This is a genomic window from Streptomyces sp. NPDC055243, assembly GCF_044544025.1.
In the GTDB taxonomy this organism is placed as follows: domain Bacteria; phylum Actinomycetota; class Actinomycetes; order Streptomycetales; family Streptomycetaceae; genus Streptomyces.
The window spans coordinates 26822-46715 of sequence record NZ_JBITWR010000003.1; the positions used below are offsets into that span (position 1 = coordinate 26822).

19 protein-coding genes are annotated in these 19894 nt (G+C 68.4%); 7 read left to right on the plus strand and 12 right to left on the minus strand.

Going from position 1 to position 19894, the window contains the following annotated elements; translation table 11 throughout:
• Positions 1 to 78: 78 nt before the first annotated feature.
• On the minus strand, positions 79 to 435 hold the full coding sequence (locus tag ACIGXX_RS09870; protein ID WP_351168346.1) for a metal-sensitive transcriptional regulator: 357 nt from the start codon (positions 433 to 435) through the stop codon (positions 79 to 81).
• 222 nt (positions 436 to 657) lie between these two features.
• Here ACIGXX_RS09870 and ACIGXX_RS09875 point away from each other — a divergent pair, with 222 nt between their 5' ends.
• Together ACIGXX_RS09875 and ACIGXX_RS09880 are read left to right on the plus strand one after the other, a co-directional pair.
• Positions 658 to 1278, plus strand: coding sequence for a DUF47 family protein (locus tag ACIGXX_RS09875; protein ID WP_351168348.1), 621 nt, complete (start codon positions 658 to 660; stop codon positions 1276 to 1278).
• A 9-nt stretch (positions 1279 to 1287) separates the two neighbouring features.
• Positions 1288 to 2286, plus strand: coding sequence for an inorganic phosphate transporter (locus tag ACIGXX_RS09880; RefSeq protein ID WP_351168350.1), 999 nt, complete (start codon positions 1288 to 1290; stop codon positions 2284 to 2286).
• Positions 2287 to 2439: 153 nt separating this feature from the next.
• Here ACIGXX_RS09880 and pstB read toward each other — a convergent pair whose 3' ends face one another.
• From pstB to mshD, 11 genes are all read right to left on the minus strand, one after another.
• On the minus strand, positions 2440 to 3216 hold the full coding sequence (gene pstB, locus ACIGXX_RS09885) for a phosphate ABC transporter ATP-binding protein PstB (RefSeq protein WP_351168352.1): 777 nt from the start codon (positions 3214 to 3216) through the stop codon (positions 2440 to 2442).
• Between the two features lie 50 nt (positions 3217 to 3266).
• Positions 3267 to 4316, minus strand: a complete 1050-nt coding sequence (gene pstA, locus ACIGXX_RS09890; protein ID WP_351168354.1) for a phosphate ABC transporter permease PstA — start codon at positions 4314 to 4316, stop codon at positions 3267 to 3269.
• The gene (pstC, locus tag ACIGXX_RS09895) at positions 4313 to 5335 is read right to left on the minus strand and encodes a phosphate ABC transporter permease subunit PstC (RefSeq protein WP_361473284.1); all 1023 of its coding nucleotides are present in this window, start codon (positions 5333 to 5335) and stop codon (positions 4313 to 4315) included. Before pstC ends, pstA begins: the two co-directional genes overlap by 4 nt.
• Positions 5336 to 5452: 117 nt before the next feature.
• Positions 5453 to 6583, minus strand: coding sequence for a phosphate ABC transporter substrate-binding protein PstS (gene pstS, locus ACIGXX_RS09900; RefSeq protein ID WP_351168357.1), 1131 nt, complete (start codon positions 6581 to 6583; stop codon positions 5453 to 5455).
• 227 nt (positions 6584 to 6810) lie between these two features.
• Positions 6811 to 7233 (minus strand): NUDIX hydrolase, encoded by a 423-nt coding sequence (locus tag ACIGXX_RS09905; RefSeq protein ID WP_399974465.1) that lies wholly within the window; start codon positions 7231 to 7233, stop codon positions 6811 to 6813.
• Positions 7230 to 8327: a CHAD domain-containing protein gene (locus tag ACIGXX_RS09910; RefSeq protein WP_361473279.1), complete on the minus strand. Its 1098-nt coding sequence runs from the start codon at positions 8325 to 8327 to the stop codon at positions 7230 to 7232. The genes ACIGXX_RS09905 and ACIGXX_RS09910 overlap by 4 nt, the downstream gene beginning before the upstream one ends.
• A complete protein-coding gene (locus ACIGXX_RS09915) occupies positions 8308 to 10659 on the minus strand; it encodes an RNA degradosome polyphosphate kinase (protein WP_383818995.1) in 2352 nt (783 codons plus the stop codon). Before ACIGXX_RS09915 ends, ACIGXX_RS09910 begins: the two co-directional genes overlap by 20 nt.
• Before the next feature lie 107 nt (positions 10660 to 10766).
• Positions 10767 to 11792, minus strand: coding sequence for a hypothetical protein (locus ACIGXX_RS09920; protein WP_351168365.1), 1026 nt, complete (start codon positions 11790 to 11792; stop codon positions 10767 to 10769).
• Entirely contained in the window at positions 11789 to 12688 is a 900-nt protein-coding gene (locus ACIGXX_RS09925) for an ABC transporter ATP-binding protein (RefSeq protein ID WP_351168367.1), read from the minus strand. Before ACIGXX_RS09925 ends, ACIGXX_RS09920 begins: the two co-directional genes overlap by 4 nt.
• Complete coding sequence (locus ACIGXX_RS09930) at positions 12685 to 13131, minus strand: GntR family transcriptional regulator (protein WP_351168369.1); 447 nt, start codon at positions 13129 to 13131, stop codon at positions 12685 to 12687. Before ACIGXX_RS09930 ends, ACIGXX_RS09925 begins: the two co-directional genes overlap by 4 nt.
• A gap of 175 nt (positions 13132 to 13306) precedes the next feature.
• Positions 13307 to 14230: a mycothiol synthase gene (gene mshD, locus ACIGXX_RS09935; RefSeq protein WP_351168371.1), complete on the minus strand. Its 924-nt coding sequence runs from the start codon at positions 14228 to 14230 to the stop codon at positions 13307 to 13309.
• 310 nt (positions 14231 to 14540) lie between these two features.
• On the opposite strand from mshD, the gene ACIGXX_RS09940 reads away from it, so the two are divergent.
• The 5 genes from ACIGXX_RS09940 to ACIGXX_RS09960 all read left to right on the plus strand — a co-directional run bounded on the left by ACIGXX_RS09940 (position 14541) and on the right by ACIGXX_RS09960 (position 19827).
• The gene (locus ACIGXX_RS09940) at positions 14541 to 14951 is read left to right on the plus strand and encodes a hypothetical protein (RefSeq protein ID WP_399974472.1); all 411 of its coding nucleotides are present in this window, start codon (positions 14541 to 14543) and stop codon (positions 14949 to 14951) included.
• A gap of 92 nt (positions 14952 to 15043) precedes the next feature.
• A complete protein-coding gene (locus ACIGXX_RS09945) occupies positions 15044 to 16333 on the plus strand; it encodes a hypothetical protein (protein ID WP_383819002.1) in 1290 nt (429 codons plus the stop codon).
• A 368-nt stretch (positions 16334 to 16701) separates the two neighbouring features.
• Complete coding sequence (locus ACIGXX_RS09950; protein ID WP_351168377.1) at positions 16702 to 16953, plus strand: hypothetical protein; 252 nt, start codon at positions 16702 to 16704, stop codon at positions 16951 to 16953.
• Positions 16950 to 17702 carry an ATP-binding cassette domain-containing protein gene (locus ACIGXX_RS09955; protein WP_351168379.1) on the plus strand — a complete coding sequence of 251 codons (753 nt, stop codon included), beginning with the start codon at positions 16950 to 16952 and terminating at the stop codon, positions 17700 to 17702. Before ACIGXX_RS09950 ends, ACIGXX_RS09955 begins: the two co-directional genes overlap by 4 nt.
• 313 nt (positions 17703 to 18015) lie before the next feature.
• Complete coding sequence (locus ACIGXX_RS09960) at positions 18016 to 19827, plus strand: bifunctional metallophosphatase/5'-nucleotidase (protein ID WP_399974477.1); 1812 nt, start codon at positions 18016 to 18018, stop codon at positions 19825 to 19827.
• Positions 19828 to 19894 lie beyond the last annotated feature (67 nt).

Below are 19894 nucleotides of genomic sequence, written 5' to 3' on the forward strand. Positions count from 1 at the left end.
CGGCACCCCGGGGCAATCGGGCGGGGATGATCCGTCGCGCAGCGGCGGGCTCGGGGACTGGTGCCCCCGGCGGGAGCCTTACGTTCGCATCATGCGGGCGATCGCCTTCGTCGCCTCTTCGACCTTCGCGTCGATCTCGTCGCCGCCCTTGACCGCCGCGTCCGCCACGCAGTGCCGCAGGTGTTCCTCCAGGAGCTGGAGGGCGAAGGACTGCAGGGCCTTCGTGCCCGCCGAGACCTGGGTGAGTATGTCGATGCAGTAGACGTCTTCCTCGACCATCCGCTGCAGGCCGCGGACCTGCCCCTCGATGCGCCGCAGGCGCTTGAGGTGCTCGTCCTTCTGCTTGTGGTAGCCGTGGACGCCCTGGTCGTGGCCGCCGGGCTCGGAGGGCGCCTCGGTGTTCATGGCCACACCGGCCGCATCGGTGGTCGTCATCGCGTCCTCCTGCTTGGACAGTCACTCTGCTGGGCAGTCATAGGAAAGCCACTGGCTCAACTGGCTTCCTATACCCCTAGTGGGTATAGAATACTCGATTGCTCGGGGGGCGTGCTGATCACTGTGCCTGATGGGCGACACTGGGGTCTGGCCGGTTAGCCGTGGCCGGATGATGCGCCTAGCATCAGCCTGACCGAATCCAAAGCACCCCGAGGACCCCACGTGCGCTTTCGTCTGACCCCCAGGGAGACGAGCTTCTACGACATGTTCGCCGCTTCCGCGGACAACATTGTCACGGGCTCGAAGCTCCTGATGGAACTGCTCGGGGCTGACGCCTCCGCCCGAGTCGAGATCGCAGAGCGTATGCGGGCCGCGGAGCACGCTGGAGACGACGCGACACACGCGATCTTCCACCAGCTGAACTCCTCCTTCATCACGCCCTTCGACCGCGAGGACATCTACAACCTGGCGTCGTGCCTGGACGACATCATGGACTTCATGGAGGAGGCCGTCGACCTGGTCGTTCTTTACCAGGTCGAGGAACTCCCCAAGGGAGTCGAGCAGCAGATCGAGGTCCTGTCGCGAGCCGCAGAGCTCACGGCCGAGGCCATGCCGAATCTGCGGACGATGGACAACCTCACCGAGTACTGGATCGAGGTCAACCGTCTGGAGAACCAGGCCGACCAGATTCACCGGAAGCTTCTCGCCCAGCTCTTCAACGGCAAGTACGACGCCATAGAGGTGCTGAAGCTGAAGCAGATCGTCGACGTGCTTGAAGAGGCGGCCGACGCGTTCGAGCACGTCGCGAACACGGTGGAGACCATCGCGGTCAAGGAGTCCTGAGGCCTCTCCATGGACACCTTTGCTTTGATCGTGACCATTGGCGTCGCGCTCGGATTTACGTATACGAATGGCTTTCACGACTCTGCGAATGCCATTGCCACTTCCGTCTCCACCCGTGCGCTGACGCCCCGCGCGGCGCTCGCGATGGCCGCCGTCATGAACCTCGCAGGCGCCTTCATGGGCAGCGGGGTCGCCAAGACGGTCAGCAAGGGCCTGATCGAGACGCCCGAGGGCAACAAGGGAATGTGGATCCTCTTTGCCGCCCTGGTGGGCGCCATTGTCTGGAACCTCATCACCTGGTACTTCGGGCTTCCTTCCTCCTCCTCCCACGCCCTTTTCGGTGGAATGGTCGGAGCCGCGCTCGCCGGTGGAATCGGGGTGATCTGGTCCGGCGTACTGGACAAGGTCGTCATCCCGATGTTCATCTCGCCCCTTGTCGGTCTCGTCGCCGGATATCTGGTGATGTGCGCGATCATGTGGATGTTCCGGAAGTCCAACCCGCACAAGGCCAAGCGCGGATTCCGCATCGCGCAGACGGTCTCCGCGGCCGGAATGGCGCTCGGACACGGTCTGCAGGACGCGCAGAAGACGATGGGCATCGTGGTGATGGCCCTGGTCATCTCCGATGTGCAGGACGCCGACGCGCCCATTCCGATCTGGGTCAAGATCGCCTGTGCGCTGATGCTCTCCGCCGGTACGTACGCGGGTGGCTGGCGCATCATGCGTACGCTCGGCCGCAAGATCATCGAGCTGGACCCGCCACAGGGATTCGCCGCCGAGACCACCGGCGCGGGCATCATGTTCACCACCGCTTTCATGTTCCACGCGCCGATCTCCACCACGCACGTGATCACTTCCGCGATCATGGGTGTGGGTGCCACCAAGCGTGTGAACGCCGTGCGCTGGGGCGTCGCCAAGAACATCATTCTCGGCTGGTTCATCACGATGCCGGCCGCAGCCATCGTCGCGGCCGTCAGTTTCTGGATCGTGAATCTCGCCTTCCTGTAGGGAGACGAGAGACGAAACGCATTACCGGCGGCATCGAACGCACAACGGAAAGGCCCGCCCCCCGGGAGCCAGGGGGCGGGCCTTTCTTTGTTGCCCCTGCGGTGGCACCGCCATGCAGCACCGCAAGGAGTCGGGACACCCGAGGGGTGTGGCTCAGCCGAAGCGGCCCGAGATGTAGTCCTCGGTGGCCTGCACGGAGGGGTTGGAGAAGATCCGCTCCGTGTCGTCGATCTCGACGAGCTTGCCGGGCTGGCCGACCGCCGCGAGGTTGAAGAAGGCCGTACGGTCCGAGACGCGCGCCGCCTGCTGCATGTTGTGCGTCACGATGACGATCGTGAAGCGCTCCTTCAGCTCGCCGATCAGGTCCTCGATGGCGAGGGTCGAGATCGGGTCCAGGGCCGAGCAGGGCTCGTCCATGAGCAGGACCTGGGGCTCGACCGCGATCGCCCGCGCGATGCACAGACGCTGCTGCTGACCGCCGGAGAGGCCGGAGCCGGGCTTGTTCAGGCGGTCCTTGACCTCGTTCCAGAGGTTGGCGCCCTTGAGGGACTTCTCGACGATGGCGTTCAGCTCGCTCTTCTTGTACGAGCCGTTGAGCCGCAGGCCCGCCGCCACGTTGTCGAAGATCGACATCGTGGGGAAGGGGTTGGGGCGCTGGAACACCATGCCGATGGTGCGGCGCACGGCGACCGGGTCGACACCGGGACCGTAGAGGTCCTCGTCGTCCAGGAGCACCTTGCCCTCGACGCGGCCACCGGTGGTGACCTCGTGCATGCGGTTGAGGGTGCGCAGGAAGGTGGACTTGCCGCAGCCGGAGGGGCCGATGAAGGCCGTCACGGAGCGGGGCTCCACGGTCATCGAGATGTCCTCGATGGCCTTGTGGGCGCTGTAGTAAGCGGTAAGGCCCGATACGTCGATTCGCTTGGCCATGGGGATCACTGCCTTAAGGGGGTTACAGAGAGGTCGCTGATGTGGCCGCGTCAGCGGCCCGTCTTGGGGGCCTTCCAGCGGGCTACGCCGCGGGCCGCCAGGTTGAGGATCATGATGAAGCCGATGAGGGCGAGCGCCGCCGCCCAGGCGCGGTCGTAACCTGCCTGGTTGCCGGCCGCGTACTGCTGGTAGATGTACAGCGGCAGCGAGGCCTGCGAGCCCTCGAACGGGTTCGTGTTGATCATGGGGTTGACCCAGACCAGGAGCAGGACCGGTGCGGTCTCGCCCGCGATACGGGCGACCGCGAGCATGACGCCGGTCGTGATGCCGCCGATCGCGGTGGGCAGGACCACCTTGAGGATGGTCCTCCACTTCGGGATGCCGAGGGCGAGTGACGCCTCCCGCAGCTCGTTCGGGACGAGCTTGAGCATCTCCTCCGTGGAGCGCACGACCACCGGCATCATCAGGATGGCGAGCGCCATGGCGCCGGCCCAGCCGGAGAAGTCGAAGCCCAGGATCAGGATCCAGAAGCTGAGGACGAACAGACCCGCGACGATCGACGGGATGCCCGTCATGACGTCCACGAAGAACGTGACGACCTTGGAGAGCTTCCCGCGCCCGTACTCCACGAGGTAGATCGCGGTGAGCAGGCCGATCGGCACGGCGATCAGGGAGGCCAGGAGCACCTGCTCCAGGGTGCCGATGATCGCGTGGTAGATGCCGCCGCCGGGCTCGTCGTCCGCGACCACGCCCATGGAGTGGGTCAGGAAGTAGCCGTTGAAGACGTTCGAGCCGCGCTGGACGGTCTCGTAGATCAGCGAGGCCAGCGGGACGACCGCCAGCAGGAACATCACCCACACCATCGAGGTGGCGAGGCGGTCCTTGGCCTGGCGTCCGCCCTCGACGGCGACCGCGAGGGCGTACGAGGCGCCGACGTAGAGGATGGCCGCGATCAGGCCCCACTGGATACGGCTGTCCAGGCCGGCCCCCGCACCGATGCCGATGGCGACAGCGGCGGAGCCGAGCGCGACGACGGCCGGTGTCCAGCGCGGGAGGCGGGCGCCCTGAAGGCTCGTGGGCTTGACGATGGTGGCGCTCATGCGTTGGCCCCCGAGTACTCCTTGCGGCGCGCGATGATCAGGCGGGCCGCGCCGTTGACCAGCAGCGTGATGACGAAGAGGACCAGACCGGAGGCGATGAGCGCGTCACGGCCGTACTCGGTCGCCTCGTTGAACTTGCTGGCGATGTTCTGCGCGAAGGTGCCGCCGCCGAAGTCGAGCACGGAGGCGTTGATCACGAAGCTCGGGGAGAGCACGGTGGCGACGGCGATCGTCTCGCCGAGCGCGCGGCCCAGGCCCAGCATCGATGCGGAGATGACGCCCGAGCGGGCGAAGGGGAGCACCGACATGCGGATGGTCTCCCAGCGCGTGGCGCCGAGCGCGAGCGCGGCCTCCTCGTGCATCTTCGGGACCTGCAGGAATACCTCGCGGCTGACGTTCGTGATGATCGGCAGGATCATGATGGCGAGCAGGATGCCCACCGTCATCAGGGAGCGCGGGGCGCCGCCCTGGTACTCGAAGATCCCGGTCCAGCCGAAGTAGTCGTCGAGCCAGCTGTAGAGGCCGGTCAGGTTGGGTGCGACCACGAGGGCGCCCCACAGGCCGTAGACGATCGACGGCACGGCGGCCAGCAGGTCGATCACGAAGGCGATGGGGGTGGCCAGCTTGCGCGGCGCGTAGTGCGAGATGAAGAGCGCGATGCCGATGGCCACGGGGACGGCGATCACCAGGGCGATGATCGAGCTCACCACGGTGCCGAAGACCAGGACCGCGATGCCGAAGTACGGCTTGCCGCCGGTGGTGCCACCGGCCGGGTCCCACTCGAAGGTGGTGAGGAAGTTGCCCGTGTTGTCCGAGAGGGCGATGGCCGCGCGGTAGGTCAGGAAGGCCGCGATGGCGGCCATGATCACGAGCAGCGCGATGCCGGAGCCGCGCGAGAGACCGAGGAAGATCCGGTCGCCGGGGCGGGTCGCGCTGCGGCGCGGACGCTTGGGCGTGATGCCCGAGGGCCGTACGTCGTCGAGGGGTGGGGGTGCTGTCGTACTGCTTGGTATATCCATGGGATTCTCCGGTCTGCGGAGCCAATCACCGCTCTGTCGGCGGCGGTTGCTCCTGGCGGCGGTGCACCGGACGGTGCGGCCGGCCCTGACTCACGGGGCCGGCCGCACTCGGTTCAGCTAGCTCAGGCCCGCGACGGTCGTGCGGACCTTGGCGATGATCTCGGCCGGGATCGGCGCGTAGTCGTTCTCCTTGAGGACGTTCTGGCCGTCCTCGCTGGCGATGTAGGTCAGGAAGGACTTGGTCGCGGCCAGGGTCTCGGCCTTGTTGCCCTTCTCGCAGAGGACCTCGTACGTCACCAGGGTGATCGGGTAGGCGCCCTCGGCGGCGGGCTTGTAGTTCAGCTCCAGGGCGAGGTCGTTGCCCTTGCCGACGACCTTGGCCTCGGAGATGGCCTTGGAGGCGTTGTCGACGGTGGCCTTCACCGGCTCCTTGGCCTCGGTCTTCAGGTCGACGGTGTTGATGCCGTCGGAGGCGTACGAGAGCTCGAAGTACGAGATGGCGCCGGCGGTCTGCTTGACCTGGCCCGCGACACCGGAGGAGCCGTTGGCGGACTGGCCGCCCTTGGCCTCCCAGGACTTGCCCGGCTCGTGCGCCCAGGCGGACGGGGCCGCGCCCTTGAGGTACTTGGTGAAGTTGTCCGTGGTGCCGGACTCGTCCGAGCGGTGGAACGCCTGGATCTTGGTGCTGGGGAGCTTGGCGTCGGGGTTCAGCTTCTCGATCGCCTTGTCGTCCCAGGTCTTGATCTTGCCGTCGAAGATCTTGGCGAGGGTCTCGGCGTCCAGGACGAGGTCGTCCACACCGGGCACGTTGTAACCGACGGCGATCGGGCCGCCGACCATCGGCAGGTCGATGGCCTGGCTGTTCTTGCAGACCTTCTTCGACGCCGCGATCTCCTCGGGCTTGAGCGCCGAGTCGGAGCCCGCGAAGGCGGTCTGGCCCTGCATGAACGCGGTGATGCCGGCGCCCGAACCCGTCGGGTTGTAGTTGAGCTGAACGTCCTTGCAGGTGGTCGAGTAGACCTTGCGCCAGGCGTCGATCGCGTTCTTCTGCGCGGACGAACCGGAGGCGGCGAGCTGGCCCTTGGCGTCGTCGCACTTGATGTTGGCGTTGGCGTTGGTCTCCTTGCCGGTGCCGCCGCTGCCGCCGCTCGTGTCGTCGGAGCCGCACGCCGTGAGGGCCAGGGCGCCGGAGACGGCGAGGGCGCCGAGGGAGAGGGCGCGGAGCCGGTTCTTGCGCTGAAGCTTCACTTTCGGGATTTCCTTCCGGGAGCCGCCGGCCCGTTGCTGGCGGCGTGCGAGGTCTTCGTCGTGCGAGTTCTTCGGTCCTGCGGTACTGCGGTTCTGCGGTCTTACGTTGTGTTGTAAGGCTGAAATTAGGCAGGGCAGGTGAAGTGGCCAAAGGGCATGAGTGAACGGAGGGTGAACCTCGGCGGTCGGCCTGGTTAGGCAACGCACTACGGAACGTAGCGGATCAGTTACGCCGGGTTGAGCACGCCGAGCAGGGCGTCGACAAGGTGCTGGTCGCGGGGCTGCGTGAGGCGGTTGCGGGCCGCGGTCGGCGAGAGCCAGAGGATGCGGTCGACCTCGTCGTTGGGGGTGAAGTGGCCGTCGGCCACCTCCGCCGCCCAGTAGGCGACCTCTTTCGGGCGGCCCTGGGCCAGGTAGCGGACCGTGGGGAGGCGGGCGCCGGGGACGCAGCGGTGGCCGGTCTCCTCCTCGACCTCGCGCAGGGCGCCCGCGAGGGAGTCCTCGGCCCGCTTCAGCTTGCCCTTGGGGTGCGACCAGTCGTCGTACTTCGGCCGGTGGACCAGGCATATCTCCAGGCGGCCGTCGAGCGGGGAGCGGCGCCACAGGACGCAGCCCGCGGCCAGCACGACGTCGCCTTCGGCGCGCGTCACCGGGTGCTCACCGCCTCCGTCTCTGCCGCTGTTCCCGCCTCGCGGAGCCAGGCCTGGTGGAAGTCGAAGCGTGCCGCCTCCACCTCGTGGCGCTGGTCGGCGTGCAGGACGCCCAAGGCGTACGCCGTCGCCGGGGCGATGCGGGGGGTGCGGGCGGCCGATGCCGCGGCCGAGGCGGCGTCCGCGGCCTCGCGGTGGCGGTCCAGGGCGTGGCCCGCGTCCGCGAGGCGGAGGTCCGTGCCGGGGGCGCCGGGGCCTCCGGTGAGGACTTCCTGGGCGTACCTGTGCAGGCGCAGGAGGGCGCGGGTCTTGAGCCAGGGGGCGTCCTGGGCCTCGGGGGCCTCACCCGCGGCGAGGCCGTGCGTCAGCGCTTCCGCGTTGTACGGGTGGCCCGCCTGGCCCAGGGGGAGTGCGGTGACGGCTTCGGCGAGGTTCTCCTCGGCCTTGGCCGCCAGCGGCTTCAGGTCCTCCACGGCGTGGATCAGGGGGACTTCGCTGGCCAGTACGGCGACGTTGTCCGCCACGGCGTGGAAGCGGGAGGAGCCGAAGGCTTGGAGGGCTGCTGAGTGGGCCCGCGTACGGGCGAGGGTGAGCTGCCGTTCCAGCAGTGCTGCCGCCTTGGCCGCGCCTACTGTGAGGCCCCTGGGCGTACTGCCTTGTTCATCGGCACCCTGAGGCGAGGGCTGCGGCGACCCCCATCGCCCTGCGGAACGCCTGCCCCCAGCGGGAACGGGCTCCTTGGGCGCCGGAACCGTCGGTGCTCCGGAGAGGCGGTGCAGGGCGTCCAAGAGGCGTTCCAGGCGGGTCGCGTACGCGTGTTCCCTCGCCAAGGTGCCGGAGAGCCATGCCAGTTCGGGGCGCAGCCCGGCCGCCCACTCCTGGTCCAGGAGCGGGCGGAACGTGTGCAGCGTGCCGCCGATGCGGCGCGCCGCGCGGCGCAGGGCGCGGGCGGCCTCCAGGGACTCCTCGGCGCCCTGCGCGTCCGTCGTCGACTCGCGGTGCAGCCGCAGCGAGCGCAGGAACTCCGTGGCCTGGCCCTGCAGATAGGCCGACAGGACATCGCCTGTCGTCGTCTCATGGTTTAGCTGTGCCACGCCGGCGCCTCCGGGCGTCAATGAGCATCTCCTGTACGTTCCGCAGGGGCTGGCCCTCCGGATCAAGGGCGTGCCGGGTCCAGTTGCCGTCCGCGCCCAGGTGCCAGGAGGCGGTGGTGTCCGACATGCCGGTCTCCAGGAGCCGGCTCAGCGCCGCCCGGTGTGCCGGGTCGGTGACCCTGACCAGCGCCTCGATGCGCCGGTCGAGATTGCGGTGCATCATGTCGGCGCTGCCGATCCACACCTCGGGCTCGCCCGCGTTGCCGAAGGCGAAGACGCGGGAGTGCTCCAGGAAGCGGCCGAGCACGGAACGGACCCGGATCGTCTCCGAGAGCCCCGCCACGCCGGGCCGCACCGCACAGATGCCGCGCACCCACACGTCCACCGGCACGCCCGCCTGCGAGGCGCGGTAGAGCGCGTCCACGACGGCCTCGTCGACCATCGAGTTGACCTTGATGCGTACGTACGCCGGGCGGCCCGCGCGGTGGTGCTGGATCTCCTTGTCGATGCGTGAGATCAGCCCGTCGCGCAGGGACTTGGGAGCCACGAGCAGACGGCGGTAGGTCTCGCGGCGCGAGTAGCCCGAGAGCCGGTTGAAGAGGTCGGACAGGTCGGCGCCCACCTCCTGCTTGGCGGTGAGCAGCCCCAGGTCCTCGTAGAGACGGGCCGTCTTGGGGTGGTAGTTGCCGGTGCCCACGTGCGAGTAGCGGACCAGCGTCTCGCCCTCCTGGCGGACGACGAGGGACAGCTTGCAGTGCGTCTTCAGGCCGACCAGGCCGTAGACGACATGGCAGCCCGCCTCCTCCAGCTTCCGCGCCCACTTGATGTTCGCCTGCTCGTCGAAGCGCGCCTTGATCTCGACGAGGACGAGCACCTGCTTGCCCGACTCGGCGGCGTCGATCAACGCGTCGACTATCGGGGAGTCGCCCGAGGTCCGGTACAGCGTCTGCTTGATCGCCAGGACGTCCGGGTCGGCGGCCGCCTGCTCCAGGAAGGCCTGCACGGACGTGGAGAAGGAGTCGTACGGGTGGTGCAGAAGTACGTCGCGTTCGCGAAGGGCGGCGAAGATGTCCGGGGCGGACGCCGACTCCACCTCGGCGAGGTCGCGGTGCGTGCCCGCGATGAACTTCGGGTACTTCAGCTCGGGCCGGTCGAGGGCCGCGATGCCGAAGAGCCCGGTCAGGTCGAGCGGACCGGGCAGCGGATAGACCTCGGCCTCGCTTATCTTCAGCTCGCGCACGAGGAGGTCGAGGACGTTCCGGTCGATGGACTCCTCGACCTCGAGGCGCACCGGGGGCCCGAAGCGGCGCCGCATGAGCTCCTTCTCCAGGGCCTGGAGCAGATTCTCGGCGTCGTCCTCCTCCACCTCCAGGTCCTCGTTCCGGGTGAGCCGGAACATGTGGTGCTCCTGGATCTCCATGCCCGGGAACAGCTCCGCGAGGTGCGCGGGAGCGGCGATGACGTCCTCGATGGGGACGTACCGCTGGGGGGAGGCCTCGAGGAAGCGGGAGAGGAGCGGCGGGACCTTCACGCGTGCGAAGTGTGTGTGTCCCGACACCGGGTTGCGCACGACCACGGCGAGGTTGAGCGAGAGCCCCGAGATGTACGGGAAAGGGTGCGCCGGGTCGACCGCGAGGGGGGTCAGGACGGGGAAGATCTGCTGCCGGAAGAGCGTGAAGAGGCGGGACTGCTCCTTCTCCGTCAGCTCGTTCCAGCGGACCAGGTGGATGCCCTCGTCGGCGAGGCCGGAGGCGACGTCCTCCTGGTAGCAGGCGGCGTGCCGGGCCATGAGTTCGCGGGAGCGGTTCCAGATCAGCTCCAGGACCTCGCGGGGCTGCAGACCTGAGGCCGAACGGGTGGCGACGCCGGTCGCGATGCGGCGCTTGAGGCCTGCCACGCGGACCATGAAGAACTCGTCCAGGTTCGAGGCGAAGATCGCCAGGAAATTAGCCCGTTCGAGTAGTGGCGTGTTCGGGTCCTCGGCGAGCTCCAGGACGCGTTCGTTGAAGGCGAGCCAGCTGCGCTCCCGGTCCAGGAAGCGGCCCTGCGGAAGCTCCTGGCCGTCGTGTCCTACCTGGCCGTCCTCGTCGTACGCGTCGAGATCGGCGTCGATGTCGGGGTCGAGGTCGGAGACCGCGGCCGACAGGGTGTGCGGGCGGTGTGCGGCGATGGAGCCGACGGAGGGCTGGGGGTGCTGGACCTGACCTTGCGCGCTGGGCTGGCTCATGGCCCCATTGTTCCGCGCGGGGACCCCGATGGGCGCGTCGGAGAGTGCCGGGGTGAGAACGAGCTTCCCGTTCATGGGGGGAGGGTCGGGCACGGCGGGCTGCATTGAGTGAGGGTCGCAAGCCAGTCTGAATCACTGGTTACGGCGACATGACGTGCGGGACATGTGCCGGAGGCCCCCGGGCGTCTACACACGTCCGGGGGCCGGTGGAATCAGGCGGTCCGGCGCCGCAGCACCCGGAATGCCGCGTAGGTCGCCGCCGCGGCGAGCGCGAGGACGATGCCCGTCTCCACGAACTGGAGGGGCCAGAAGTGGGACGAGGGGTGGAAATCGTTGTACCAGCCGGTGACTTGGTGCTTGTCGAGGCACTGCCTGAACTGGCCCGCATAGTTCGAGCACACGGACTGCGGCAGCCGTTGGCCGTCGGCGGTGAGCATGCCCTGCTCCACGCCGAAGCCGTTGCCGGGAGGGCCCTGCGCGTACTCGCCCGACGAGGTGACCGTCTCCGTCGCCCACAGGCGGCCCCGGAGCAGCGGCAGCGCGATGACCGCGCCCGCGGTGACGGCCAGCGCGGCGGCCATCGCGGGCAGCGTGCGCCGCAGCACCACCGCTGCGAGCGTGCCCACGGCGAGGCCGAGGAGGGCGTACGCGACAGCCACCGGGCCCACGGACCCGTAGATCGCGCGCTCGAACCAGGAAGTCTGCGGACCGTTCAGGTCCGGCCCCGCCCGCCAGGCCAGGCGCTGTCCCGCGGCGAGCAGCGTGCCGCAGCCGACCACGACGGTGGCGCACAGGGCGAACCGGACGGTGAGCCAGCGCACCGGGGAGACGGACTGCGTCCAGGCCAGCTTGTACGTGCCGGTCTCCATGTCCCGCCCGATCATCGGGCCGGCGACGAACAGGCCGATCAGGCAGGGCAGGGCGAGGATGGCCACGCCCGAGTAGTCGATGTACCGGCGGAACGAGGAGTCCGAGTCGAGGTATTCGCGGACCGTGGTGTAGCAGTCGGGGGTGATGTCCACCCCGATGGTGCAGCCGGTCGCCCTGAAGGCATCCGCCTCGTGGGAGATCACCAGCTGGTTGGTGACCAGGAACGCGATGGCGAGCACCATCAGACCGAGCGTGATCCACAGGGCGGTGCGGTGCTGGCGCAGTACGGCGCGGTACGGGCCGGGCAGGGTGAGGGCGGTGGGGCGGCCCTGAGTCCGGGCTGCGGGCGCCGTCGTCGACGCGGTCACGTGGTCACCGCCGGTTCGGTCGCGGTCGTGCCCGGCGTCAGGAGTGCGGGCGCCTCGGGGGAGCGCAGATGGGCCAGCAACAGTTCCTCCAGGGAGGGCTCTTCGATCTCCCAGCCTTCGCCGACCGGGCCTTCGGGCCGTATCAGCGCGGTCAGGCCGCGCCCGGTGGCGCGGGATTCGACGACGGTGTGCGGGGCGAGGTCCTCGGCGGGCCGGCGCCCGGTGACCAGGGCGTGCGCGCCGACGAGGTCGTCGATGCCGCCGCCGAGCCGCACCCGGCCGCCGGACACGAGCAGCAAGTGGTCGCAGGCGTCGGCCAGTTCGGCGACGATGTGCGAGGACATCACCACGGTGGTGCCGTGCTCGGCCGCCTCGGCCATCAGCGTCCCCATCAGCTGGTGCCGGGCGAGCGGGTCGAGGTCGGCCATCGGCTCGTCCAGGAGCAGGAGTTGGGCCCGTTTGCCGAGCGCGAGGGCGAGCGCGACGCGGGTGCGTTGACCGCCGGAGAGCGTGCGCACGCGCAGCTTCGGGTCCAAATCCCCTTCGCGTACGACACGTTCGGCGATCTCGGTGTCCCAGCGCCCGTAGTTCAGCTCGGCGCCGAGCCGCAGCGTGTCGGCGATGCTGAGCTGCGGGTAGAGCGGCTTGTCCTGGGCGACGTACGCGACGTGCTCGCGCGCGGTGGCCGGGTCGGTGCCGAGGACGGAGAGCGTGCCCTCGGAGGGCCGCATCAGCCCGGCCGCGAGGGCGAGCAGCGTCGATTTGCCCGCGCCGTTGGGTCCCACTACCGCGCAGATCCGTCCGGCGGGCAGCCGGAAGGAGCAGTCGCGCAGGGCATGGCCCCGCCGCCCGTAACTCTTGGCAAGCGCGGCCGCCTCGATGGCGGTGTCGGTCATGCGGGGTCCCCCTCGGTCACGTGCTGCTTCGACTGCTCTGTGTTCTCTGCGTGCTCGGTGTGCTCTGACTGCGTGAACTGCTCTTCGAGTACGGCGCTGAACAGCGCCGCGACGTCGTCCCTCTCCAGACCGGAAGCGCGGGCGCGGGCGGCCCACTGGCTCAGCTCGCCGCGCAGCGGGGAGTCGGTGGGCGCGGAGCCCAGCGACTTCCGCACGAAGGTGCCGAGCCCGCGACGGGCCTCGACCAGACCCTCGCGTTCCAGTTCGCGGTACGCCTTCAGGACCGTGTTCGGGTTGATGGCCGTCGCCTCGACGACCTCACGGGCCGTGGGCAGCTTGTCCCCCGGTTCCAACAGGCCCAGACGCAGGGCCTGTTGGGTCTGCTGGACGATCTGGAGATAGGTGGCGACGCCGCTGCGCCGGTCGATACGGAACTCGACCATGCCCTTGCACCACCCTTTCACTAATTGAGTAGTGAAAGGGTGGTGCAAGGGGGCCCGTTCCGTCAAGGGGTCCGAGAGCCCGGCGCGGCCGGACGCATGAAGGGCGCGGTGTTCCCCCGGGGAACACCGCGCCCTTCATGTCGTACGCGTCTCGTACGTGTCGTAAGCGGGAGGCTCAGGACTCCGTGCGGTACATCAGGTCCGTCTCGTGCGTGACGAACCCGAGCCGTTCGTAGACGCTCACCGCCGCCTTGTTGTCCGCGTCCACGTACAGCATCGCCGTCGGCAGGCCCGCCCCCGCCAGATGGTTGAGGCCGATCGTGGTCAGCGCCTTGCCGAGGCCGCCGCCCTGCGCGCCGGAGCGCACCCCGAGGACGTACACCTCGCCGAGGCCCTCGTCCGCGTGCACCTTGGTCCAGTGGAAGCCGACCAGGTCGCCGTCCTTCTCCGCGAGGAAGAAGCCCTCCGGGTCGAACCACGGCTCGGCCTTGCGGTCGTCCAGGTCGCGCTGGGTGAGGGAGCCCTGCTCGGGGTGGTGGGCGAAGGCGTCCGCGTTCACCGCCAGCCAGGCCGCGTCGTCCTGGCCGGGAACGAAGGCGCGTACCGAGACGCCGTCGGGAAGGGCGGGGGCGGGCAGGTCCAGGTCGCCCAACGAGCGCCGCATCTGCCGCAGTTCACGGAAGAGGGTGAGCCCGAGCACCTGCGCCAGGTGCCTGGCCGCCGAGTGTCCGCCGTGCGCCCAGATCCGCAGCCGCCGCCCCGACTCGGCGAGCAGCGCGGTGCCAAGGGCCCTGCCGTGGCCGCGGCCGCGGTGTGCGGGGTGCACGACGAGTTCGGCGGCGGGGGCCTCGATGGGGTCGGTGTCCTCCAGCTGCGCGTACCCGACGAGCTCGTCGCCGACGCCGAGCAGCAGATGCCGCACCCCGGTCCGCGCACCTCCCCGCAGCTGCAGCCGCCCCTGCTCGGACACGGCCTGCTGGCCGTCCGTGCGGGCCGCTTCCGCGATGAGTCCGAGCACGGCGTCGGCCTGGTCGGAGGTGAGGGCGGCGACGGTGTCGATCTGCCGCAGGTTGGCGGGAGGCTGCTGCTCGTCAGTCATGGAGTCGAGGGTACGGCGGCGGCCGATCCAGGAGCAGATCACGGAGGCCACAAGCCCAGTTAGGGCTCTACTCAGAAGGTAATGGGCAGGAAGGCGTACACACGGTTGTCCTCGTACGGGGGCAGCCTCTGGGTGCCGGCGAGGTGGTTGTTCTCCTGTGCGCCCAATCTTTCTTAATCAGTGATCGGAGCATGACATAGAGTGATGCGCGTAGACCACGGGGGGAGGCCTACATCGCGATGCGCTCCGCCCTGGTTTCATCCGACCAAAACATGTCTCTGGGGGGAGCGCTGTGCTCACGGAACGTCTCATGTCCAAAATGGCAGCGGTATCAGCAGGTGCCGCTGCCTTCGCGATGGTGGCGAGCCCGCCCGCCCACGCGAACTGGAGCGGGACCATCTTCGATTTCGTGTCCGGTCAGGAATCCCGCCGTTGGAAGGACGATGGCTATAACAGAGTCACCTTCACCGGGTGTGACCCGAACGGCCTGAAGAGTGTGGGGGTCAAGATGCGCCGGCACAAGTCCATGGCGCCGGACCCCAGTTACGGCGAGAAGACGTTCAAGAAGTGTGCCACGGCCCGCTATCCGAACAATGTCAGTCGTGGTGCCTGGCACGGGCTGCCCAGGGGGAAGTACTACTTTGAGATAGGAAAACTCCGCGGTGCCAACAAGGTAAGTGTCTACGAGGTCCATGTATGGACTAGGAACAGCCACGGATAGACCTGATCTCGGGCGGGGGCTCGGGCCCCCGCCCGGTGCCCTCGACTCCCCGCTCCAGCTCCACTTTTGCACACACAAGCACGGAGAAAAGCGTGCGATTCCGTACTCGGCTGCGATCCAGCAGCGCCCTGTGGGCCGCACCGCTCGCCTTGGGCGTACCTGTCCTCTATTACCTCACTGGCGCCAGCAGGCCGGAGTCACCCGACTTCGGTTATGCCCCCACGATCGTCTCCGCGCCCCTGTATTACTCCTACGCCATTGCCTACGCCATTGTGTCTGCCCTCTCTGCATGGGAGAGCGGACGGCTGAAGGAGGGTGGGGGGCTGCAATTGGCTCCAGCTCGGTCGCGGTACCGAGTGGCCGCGGAAATGCTGTGGCCGGTCGTCGCTCTCGGATGGCTCATGTTGATCACGCCCGTCGTTCTGGCGCTCGCGGACTACCGGGTATGGCCGACCGAGACCAGCCTGCGACCCCTGTGGCTCGCCCTCGTGATGTGCGTGGGGCACGCGGTGATCGGATACGCGGTCGGTGCGCATGCGCCGAAGGCACTTGCTGCTCCCGTAATGGCTGTCGTGGTCTGGGCGGCCGTCTCGTACACCGTGACCTTTGACACCACCTGGCCGCGACACGTCTCCGGCGGCTACTTCAATGACTTCATGTTCGGCGAGGCCACGTCTTACGGGGCGCTGTTGCCGCATGTGCTCTTCACCGGCAGTCTTGCTTGCGCCATCGCCCTCGGCTGGGCCCGTCTGTCGCGTACCGCACTGCGGGTTGGCCTCGCCCTGGTGGTCGCTGTCGCCGGAACCGGCACCGCGTGGGCGATGACGAGCAGTTGGGGTGCCAATCCGCCGCTCTTGACCGATCAGGCTCCCATGACCTGTGTCGGCAAGGCGCCCCAGGTTTGCGTGCCGACGCTGTTCAAGGACACTCTCGGCCCTGCACGGACTGAGACTGATCGGATCCTCGAGGACTTCCGTGCGGCAGGCGTCAAGCTCGCCCCCCGACTGGTCAGTGACAGTGTCACCGAAGGCCGCATGGAAGGGAGTGAGCGCGCCACCGCGCATGTCTGGCGCCCGCCCCTCAGCTCTGCGGTCCGCAGCGGTGATCTGCGATACCAGCTCACCGTGGAAGCCGTCACGCCCCCTTGCCGCCGCCCGAACAGGACGCGTGTGGTGGCCGCCTCGCTCTGGGCGACGAAGGTCACTGGCACGGATCATGAATACCGGGCGCTCCTGCGGGATTTCAGTGCTGGTGATCCTGAAGAGGCCGCATTGCAGGAACGGGCAGAACAAGAGTTCAAGGAAGGCACTCGGCTCCCCGAGAGCCGCCAGGGCGGCTGGTATCGGCACACGCTGCGTGCCGCCTGTGGAGGGCCGCGGTGACAGAGGGCACATCCCTGGCCTCCGGAGCGCTCTGGTGGCTCAAAGCCCGTCGCGCAGTGGTCCTCTGCGGCGCACTTGTGGCCTCCACGCTGCTGGTACTCGCGTTCCAGGGCGGCGCTGCGGTGCCCGTGCTTTCTCTCCCCGCATCCGCGTCCGTGTCCGTGCCCCTCATGCTTTTCACCCCCGTGCCCGTGGTTGCTGCTCTGGCCTGGTGCCTGGACAGTCGGCTCGCGGAGGCCGAAGATGTCGCAGTGCGTCCGGTATGGGTGCTAGACAGTGCACTGGTCGTCGCTGTCCTCGCAACGACCGCAGGCATCGGTCTCGTTGTGTCCAGATGGGCCGACTCGGGCCCGGCAGGAGCGTCGGGGGTGGGGCGGGACGCCGCGTTCCTGAGCGGATTGGTTCTGTGCCTGCGCCCCTCGGCCGGGCAGGCCGCAGTCATGGCGGCCCCGGCCTGGCTGGCCCTGGTCGTCTTCTTCGGGTTCTCGCCCTCGCGGGAGCCTTATGCCTGGACAGTCGTCGGTCACCCTGTCGACTCCTCGTCCTCGCTAGTCGCCGGCGCGCTGGCCGTTGCCGTCGGACTCGCCGTACTGATCCGCACTTCGAGGAATGCCGCATGAGCCGTACGACCCTGGAACTGTCCTCGTGCACCTTCACCTACCGCCGGTGGCTGCCCCCCGTACTGGAGGACTTCACGTACCACCTTCCGCAAGGGCTGACGATCCTGCTGGGGCCCAACGGAGCCGGAAAGTCGACGGCATTGCGCCTGGCCGCATCAGTCAGTCGCCCGCGCGTGGGCACCGTCACCTTCGACGGCCTCGTAGCGGGCACCAAGGGCTACCGGCAGGCCGTGGCGTGGATGCCGCAGCACATCACAGCCATGTCCGGCCTGACTGCCCGTGAGCAGGTCGCCTATACGGGTTGGCTCAAGGGGATGACCAAGGCCGACGCCTGGGAACAGGCGGCCGATGCGCTCAGCCGGGTCGGGCTCGTCCCACAAACCGACACCAAGGTGAAGCGCCTCTCCGGAGGCCAGCTTCGCCGAGTTGGGGTTGCCTCGGCCCTCGTTCACGACGCGCGCGTGCTGCTCTTGGATGAGCCGACGGCAGGCATGGACCCGCGTCAACGCCGGGTGTTTCGAGAGCTTTTGCAGCACGTCACCGATGCCGGCGTACAGGTACTGATGTCAACGCACGACGTGACCGACCTTGCCGAAGAGGCTGACCATGTCACAGTGCTCGATCAGGGGGCGATCACCTTCACTGGGCCGACCGAGGAGTTTCTTGCGCATGCGCCGGCCGACACAGCGGCTGGCCGCATGGCTGAGGCCGCATACTCGCAGCTCGCGGAGAGCTCGGCCGGATCATAGCCCGGCCGTAGCGCGGCATCAGGAGCCGGGTGGATCCGTAGCTGTCGCCGATGGCTGGACGCTGTGGGTCCCGGTGGGCAGACCAGGTATCGCGCCCGATCGCGGAGAGCTGGAGCGCAACGCGCCGGGACTCAGAGTGCCTTCGCCGAGGGAGACGTCGTCCGTATCGGTGCGCTGGTTCGCGCCGCTGGACAGAGCCGACGCCCGCAACCACCTCGTAACCCGTAACCCCCTGTCGCGCTACGCGCGTTGACTTTAGGCTGCGCACGGAGTTTCACACCCTCAGTCTTCTCTCACCCTCCCAGGGGGACACGTGTCAGCCACACCTCAGCCTCGGCGGCCAAGACGCCGCGCCACCCGTGTGCTCGCCGCCGCGGCCGGTCTCGCCACGCTCGGTGCGCTGGCCGCCGCGCTGCCCGCGAGCGCCGGGCAGGATCACGCGGGCGCGGACGGCAAGAAGCGCACCGTCGACGTGCAGCTGCTGTCCTTCAACGACTTCCACGGCAATCTGCAGCCGCCGGCCGGATCGTCGGGCCAGGTGACGCAGAAGCAGCCCGACGGGACCGAGAAGAAGATCGACGCGGGCGGCGCCGAGTACCTCGCCACGTCTCTTCGTACGGCCCGCAAGGGAAATCCGTACAGCGTGACCGCCGCGGCCGGTGACCTCATAGGCGCCAGCCCGCTCCTGTCGGGCCTCTTCCACGACGAGCCGACGATCGAGGCTATGAACAAGCTCGACCTCGACGTCACCAGCGTCGGGAACCACGAGTTCGACGAGGGGGCCAAGGAGCTGGCCCGCATGCAGAACGGCGGCTGCCACCCCAAGGACGGCTGCTTCGAGAAGGGCAAGAAGTTCAAGGGGGCGGACTACCCCTACCTCGCGGCCAACGTGACCGACGAGAAGACGGCCAAGCCCATCCTGAAGCCGTACTGGGTGTGGAAGCACAAGGGCGTGAAGGTCGGCTTCATCGGCGTGACCCTGGAGGGCACCCCCGACATCGTCTCCGCCGACGGCGTCAAGGGGCTCAAGTTCCACGACGAGATCGAGACGGTCAACAAGTACGCCAAGATCCTCGACAAGCAGGGCGTGAAGTCGATCGTCACGCTCATCCACGAGGGCGGCTCGCCCGCGAGCCAGGCGTACAACTACGACTGCGACTCCCCGGGCGCGGGCGACGGCATCTCCGGCCCGATCACCACCATCGCCAAGGGCATCACGCCCAAGGTCGACGCCATGGTCACCGGGCACACGCACTCCGCGTACGTCTGCACCATCCCCGACCCGTCGGGCAAGCCCCGCATGGTGACGTCCGCCTCGTCGTTCGGGAAGCTCTACACGGACACGACGCTCACGTACGACCGCAAGACCAAGGACATCGTCCGTACGTCCGTGAAGTCCGCGAACCACGTGGTCAGCCGCGAGCAGGCCAAGGCCCCGGACATGACCTCGCTCATCTCCCGCTGGGACAAGCTGGCCGCGCCGGTCGCCAACAAGCCCGTGGGCTTCATCTCCGCCGACATCCCGGGCCGCGGCGCCACCACTCCCGAGGCGCCGCTCGGCGACCTGATCGCGGACGCGCAGCTCGCGCACGGCAAGTCGCTCGACCCCGAGACGGATCTGGCGCTGATGAACCCCGGCGGCATCCGCTCCGACCTCGTCCACAAGGCGAGCGGCAGCGAGGGTGACGGGGTGGTGACCTACGGCGAGGGCTTCACCGTGCAGCCGTTCAGCAACACGGTCAATCTCGTCGACCTGACCGGCGCGCAGCTGATCACCGGCCTGAAGCAGCAGGTGAGCGGGTCGAACGAGGCATCCCCCAAGATCCTGCAGATCTCGGACGGCCTGACGTACACGCTCGACATGACGAAGTCCGGCGCCGACCGCGTGGTCACCGACTCGATCAAGCTGGGCGGCAAGGCGATCGATCCGGCCACCACCTACCGTGTGGCGATGAACTCCTTCCTCGCGGGCGGCGGCGACGGCTTCGCCGAGCTCGGCAAGGGCACGAAGCCGCTGGTCGGCAGCGACGACCTGAAGGCGTTCAACGACTACCTGACCGCCAACTCCTCGGCGGACAAGCCGATCGCGCCGCCCAAGGCGGACAGGATCACCATCGTGAAGTGAATGACGCGTTAACAGTCGCGCTCAGAAGGTGGCCTAAATCGGCGGTTACTGGGCGTAAGGCTTGGGG

Coding starts and splice junctions, on each gene's coding strand:
- ACIGXX_RS09870 (WP_351168346.1), bottom strand. CDS start 435: ATGACGACCACCGATGCGGCCGGTGTGGCCATGAACACCGAGGCGCCC.
- ACIGXX_RS09880 (WP_351168350.1), top strand. CDS start 1,288: ATGGACACCTTTGCTTTGATCGTGACCATTGGCGTCGCGCTCGGATTT.
- pstB (WP_351168352.1), bottom strand. CDS start 3,216: ATGGCCAAGCGAATCGACGTATCGGGCCTTACCGCTTACTACAGCGCC.
- pstA (WP_351168354.1), bottom strand. CDS start 4,316: ATGAGCGCCACCATCGTCAAGCCCACGAGCCTTCAGGGCGCCCGCCTC.
- pstC (WP_361473284.1), bottom strand. CDS start 5,335: ATGGATATACCAAGCAGTACGACAGCACCCCCACCCCTCGACGACGTA.
- ACIGXX_RS09915 (WP_383818995.1), bottom strand. CDS start 10,659: ATGCAGCCCGCCGTGCCCGACCCTCCCCCCATGAACGGGAAGCTCGTT.
- ACIGXX_RS09925 (WP_351168367.1), bottom strand. CDS start 12,688: ATGACCGACACCGCCATCGAGGCGGCCGCGCTTGCCAAGAGTTACGGG.
- ACIGXX_RS09930 (WP_351168369.1), bottom strand. CDS start 13,131: ATGGTCGAGTTCCGTATCGACCGGCGCAGCGGCGTCGCCACCTATCTC.
- mshD (WP_351168371.1), bottom strand. CDS start 14,230: ATGACTGACGAGCAGCAGCCTCCCGCCAACCTGCGGCAGATCGACACC.
- ACIGXX_RS09940 (WP_399974472.1), top strand. CDS start 14,541: ATGTCCAAAATGGCAGCGGTATCAGCAGGTGCCGCTGCCTTCGCGATG.
- ACIGXX_RS09955 (WP_351168379.1), top strand. CDS start 16,950: ATGAGCCGTACGACCCTGGAACTGTCCTCGTGCACCTTCACCTACCGC.